The organism is Pseudorhodobacter sp., from assembly GCF_030452865.1.
Classification (GTDB): domain Bacteria; phylum Pseudomonadota; class Alphaproteobacteria; order Rhodobacterales; family Rhodobacteraceae; genus Pseudorhodobacter.
Window position 1 is genome coordinate 1 of the sequence record NZ_JAKDLJ010000294.1, and the last position, 4,689, is coordinate 4,689.

Annotated in this window: 3 protein-coding genes and 2 pseudogenes; 2 read left to right on the forward strand and 3 right to left on the reverse strand. The window is 61.9% G+C overall.

The features are described 5' to 3' along the window. Together L0H65_RS14855 and L0H65_RS14860 are read right to left on the reverse strand one after the other, a co-directional pair. The coding region (locus L0H65_RS14855) for an MFS transporter (RefSeq protein WP_301459826.1) at positions 1-628 on the reverse strand (628 nt) is incomplete at its 3' end. Positions 629-807: 179 nt separating this feature from the next. Beyond that, positions 808-1,092: a DUF1127 domain-containing protein gene (locus L0H65_RS14860; RefSeq protein WP_301459827.1), complete on the reverse strand. Its 285-nt coding sequence runs from the start codon at positions 1,090-1,092 to the stop codon at positions 808-810. A gap of 371 nt (positions 1,093-1,463) precedes the next feature. Here L0H65_RS14860 and L0H65_RS14865 point away from each other — a divergent pair, with 371 nt between their 5' ends. Further along, a complete protein-coding gene (locus L0H65_RS14865) occupies positions 1,464-3,983 on the forward strand; it encodes a cation:proton antiporter (protein ID WP_301459828.1) in 2,520 nt (839 codons plus the stop codon). 173 nt (positions 3,984-4,156) lie between these two features. Here the strand turns inward: L0H65_RS14865 and tnpB are convergent. Then, positions 4,157-4,273 (reverse strand): annotated as a pseudogene (tnpB, locus tag L0H65_RS14870) (IS66 family insertion sequence element accessory protein TnpB); the annotation flags it as partial. 41 nt (positions 4,274-4,314) lie between these two features. Between tnpB and L0H65_RS14875 the strand changes: the two are divergent. Further along, positions 4,315-4,689, forward strand: a pseudogene (locus L0H65_RS14875) (multicopper oxidase domain-containing protein); the annotation flags it as partial.

Genomic DNA, 4,689 nt, shown 5'->3' on the forward strand with positions numbered 1-4,689 from the left:
CGACGACACCGACCTTTGACGCCTCGTATAGCCTTCTCACACCAAGAACCCGCACCTCGCGAAGGTCCGGCTCGCCCAGGCGGGTCATCGCGATCGGGATGAGCGACAGTCCGATCAGCGCGGAGGCAAGCATCAGATGGTCGCTCCCACCGACCGGCGAGACATTCACCAATGTCTGACCCACTGCAACGGAAATATAAAAGGCCAGCATGTAGAAGCCCAGCACGCGACCCCGGGAAGCGTTGCTGCTGCGCTCATTCAGCCAGCTTTCGATCGAAGTTGTCATTCCGGCGATACAAAAGCCGTTGATGACCCGCAGGATCACCCACGCCGCCGGGCTGAAGAAGACATCATAGGCCAGACAAGTCGCTGCCGTCAGCGCAGCGAAGGCTGAGAAGGCGCGGATATGTCCGATACGCATGATGATATGCTTGGCTTTGAACCCGCCAAAGGCCAGCCCCATGTAATAAGCCGCCATGATCGCGCCGGTCAGCGCCACAGGATACCCCGCCGTTTCCATGCGCAGTGGCAGCACCACGCCGAGCAGGCTGTTTCCCGCCATGAAGGCGGCGGTTCCGCCGAGAAGGGATCTCACCGAAGCGAGAGTCTCGCGCATGTTCTGGGCCATCGTGTCGATCCGGGTCCTTGTGTTCCCTTGAGAAAGCAAGGGAGTCCCCGAAGCGTATAGCCGGAATTGGCGGTATCAGAAACGCATTAATGCAAAAGCCCCGGCGACTGCCGGGGCTGCATCGACGCTTGGATCACCTCACGCGGTTCTGTGCGAGGTTGATTATTGCGGTTTTCCGGTCAGGCCGGGACGGCGACGCCGCGCGCCTGCGCTCCGCGTGAGGCTGGCATCAGACCGAGATCATGGTCGTCAATCTGGCGTACGATGCGCGGAATGTCCCCGCGATAAATGCCGATATCCCGCAGTTCCCAGTCGGTCAGGGAGTGGAGTTCGGAAATCGTCTCGCGGCGCTTCAACGTTCGCTTCGCAGAGCGGATCATTCGTTCCACAATGCCGACGGTATTGTCTTGCCGCCAGTCGTGCGCTGCCTGCCTGATCATTTTACGAGTGATATAAACGGACATGTCATCCTCCAATTCAAAAAATACTGTTGCCGCGACGCTGGCGACCGGACATCGGATGTGGAATGCAATGATTCAACAGCCGCTCGCGGAAGCCACCGTCCTGTTCATGTGATCGAAGAGATCTGAAATCCCCGAGGCGCGGACAGCACTGCTGCCGTCCCGCCCGGGGTTACCGGCGGTTCAGTAGTTTTCCCGCTGTCGGCGGAAACCTCATATGGAAGCTGAACTTTGTCATGACCTATATATAGTGCGCGCTCAGAGTGTATTCAAGCCTGCCCAAATCGGCTGTGCCCTTTATGCCACCAACTCAAACGAACGCCCTTTATGCTGATTAGTATTTCCGGGCCGGGCATTTCTGATATTGCAATCTGATGGACATCATTCTGATCACCACCATCATCGCGTCGCTTTTCCTGCTTATCGGTGCAGCGGAACCACTGGCGAGCTATCTGCGCCTGCCCTATGCGGTGATCATCGCCTGCCTCGGGATCCTGATCGGCGTCGCGGCGGCGTTCTTCCTGCACACGGACCTCACCGACGCCCTGAACCCGGTCGCCCGGGCAATCCTCGCCTTACCGATCCGGTCCAACGTGTTTCTCTATGTGTTCCTGCCGACACTGGTGTTTCAGGTTACGCTGGGATTGAACCTCCGGCGCATGGCGGATGATTGGGTGCCCATTCTGGTGCTGGCGGTGGTGGCGGTGTTCGTGGCGACGTTCATCGTCGGCTATGCGCTGGCGATGGTCAGCACGTTGACGCTTTCGGCCGCGCTGTTGGTCGGGGCGATCGTGTCCACGACGGATCCGTCGGCGGTGGTCAGCATCTTTCGCTCGATCTCGGCCCCGCGGCGGCTGGCGCGGATCATCGAGGGCGAAAGTCTGCTGAACGACGCCGCAGCAATTGCGCTGGCCGCGCTGTTTCTGGAGTATGTCAAGGCGGGCGTGCCGGATCCGTCGGTCCAAGGCGCGTTGGCGCAGTTTCCGGTCCTGCTGGTCGGCGGTGTCGTGACGGGCTGGATCGCGGCGCGCATCGCGATCTGGGTGATGACCGCGTTCGCGCGCTATGAGCTTGCGGTCGTTTCAGTCTCCATCGCGCTGCCATACCTCGCCTATATCGTGGCCGAGCAGAGTGTTGGCGCATCGGGGGTTATCGCCGTCGTCATCGCGGCGATGACGCTGCAACTGACTGGCGCGCGCCGCCTGCCGCCGCCGACATGGCAGAACCTGCACGAAGTCTGGGATCTGCTGGCCCATTGGGCCGGCGCTTTGATCTTTGTGCTGGCCGCGCTGCTGATCCCGCGCATGTTGGAGACCGTGCAGCTGCGCGATCTGGGGTTGATCGTCGTGGTGGTGGTCGCCGCCATCGTCGCGCGGGCGGTGATCCTTTACCTGTTGCTGCCGCTGCTCACCCGGCTGGGTCTGTCGCCCGTGGTCGAAGGGCCTTACCGGGTTGCGATCATGTGGGGCGGGCTGCGCGGGGCGGTTACCCTGTCGCTTGCACTTGCGGTGACGGAAAGCGCATTGGTGCCGGTCGAAATCAAGCGGCAGGTCGCGATTCTGGCCACCGGATTCACGCTGTTCACGCTGCTGGTGCAGGGCACCACGCTGCGGCCGGTGATCGGCTGGCTGGGTCTGGATAAACTCTCGCCGCTGGATCACGCGCTCTACAGGCAGGTGATCGCGGTTGCGCTGCAAACGGTGCGGGCGGATCTGGCAAAGATGACGGAAAACTACGACCTGACGCAGGAAACCGTGCGCGCCGAGGCCAAGCGATTTGGCGAGCGGTTGGATGTCGCCGTGCAATCGGCCGACGCCGCGACCGACATTCCCGACAAGGACCGCGTAACATTGGGGCTGATCGCGCTTGCCAGTGCCGAACGCGACGCAATCGTCGACCGGTTCCGCGACCGCACCATTTCTTCTGCCCTGTCCGAGCGGCTGCTGTCGGATTCCGACGCGCTGATCGAGGCCTCGCGCTTCAACGGTCGCAGCGGTTACAACACGGTTGCGCGGCGCAGTCTGGGGTTCGGGCGGTGGCTGCGGCCAGCGGTCTTTTTGCACAACCGGCTGCGCTTTTCCGTGCCGCTGGCGACGATCACGTCAACACGGTTTGGATTGCTGTTGTCGCAACGGCTGGTGGTGCGCGATCTTCACGGCTTCATCGACGGGCGCATCCGGCGCATCCACGGCAAGCGCGTGGCGGACCTGCTCCACTCCATGCTGGACCGTCGGATCGAGTTGATCGAACAGGCGCTCGAAGGGCTGCGCCTGCAATTCCCCGGCTATGCCGAAGATATGGAGCGCCGCGTCATCCGCCGCACCGCGCTGCGGCTGGAAGAACGCGAATACGACACCCTGTTGGCGGACGGGCTGATCGGCGAGGAGGTCCACAGCGCCCTGACGCTGGACATTGGTGCGCGGCGCAACCGCGCCGAAGCCACTCCGCAACTCGACCTGGCGGTGCAGAAAACCGAACTGGCGCGCCGGTTTCCACTGTTCTCCGAGATCGACGATGCCGTTCTCACGCGCCTCGCACGCGCGCTCAAGACGCGGTATGTGAATGTCGGCGAAGTGGTCCTGCACCGCGATAACGCTGCCAGACAGGTCTATTTCGTGGCCTCGGGTGCGGTCGAACTCATCGCGGCCCGCCAGAAATGGCGGCTGGGTCGCGGTGAGATGTTCGGACAGATCGGTCTGCTCATGCGCCGCCCGCAACGCGTCGAGGTTCGCGCCATCGCGCCCACAACGCTGCTCGTTCTGGATGAAGACCGCTTCCTGCGGTTGCTAAAGCGCAGCAAGGCCATCCAGGACGCCGTTCTCGAAAGCGCCCGAAAGCGAGGCGTTGAGTCCGCACAGATCTCGCGGGAGATCGAAAAAATGTCCGGTCGCTGAGCCGGACGAAAAATTGGCACGCAATCCTTGTCCGGTGGCCACTTACCGAAGCTCGGCGAGTGCCTTTTTTGTTCTGCCTGAGCAGTTCGGCTCTATCCTCGCCCTCCATGCCCTCGTCGAATGCGCGCATGTAGCCATTGCCCGGCAATACATGTTTACATGCATGACAGGGCGATGATCTTCAAAAGGTCACCCCGACGGCCACGGAAGACGAACAGATGGCCGGAATACGGGTCCTCGGCCAGCACCTTTTCCGTTTGTGCCGCCAATGGGTTGAGGCCCCGCCGCATATCCGTCACGCCAGCCGCTAGCCAAACCCGCTTGTTACCAGGCGCCCGCGCTTGCGCCGCGCCCAGTGGACCGGTCCCACATGATTATGCCGGGGGGCTCAATGCAGCCGTATCTTTGGACCATCAACGGGCAGGTCTGGGGCGATCACACGCCGATTGCCGCCAAGACGGGCGAGCGGGTGCATCTGACGTTCCACAACATGTCGATGATGGGCCATCCGATGCATTTGCACGGGCATGTGTTCCAGGTGGTGAATATCAACGGGCGCGATATCGACGGCGCGATCCGCGACACGGTCTATGTGCCGCCCATGACCATGGTGACAATTGCGCTGGATGCAGGGGAGGCTGCGCGCTGGATGCTGCATTGCCATCACATGCCGCACCTCTTTACCGGCATGATGACCGAGTTTGCC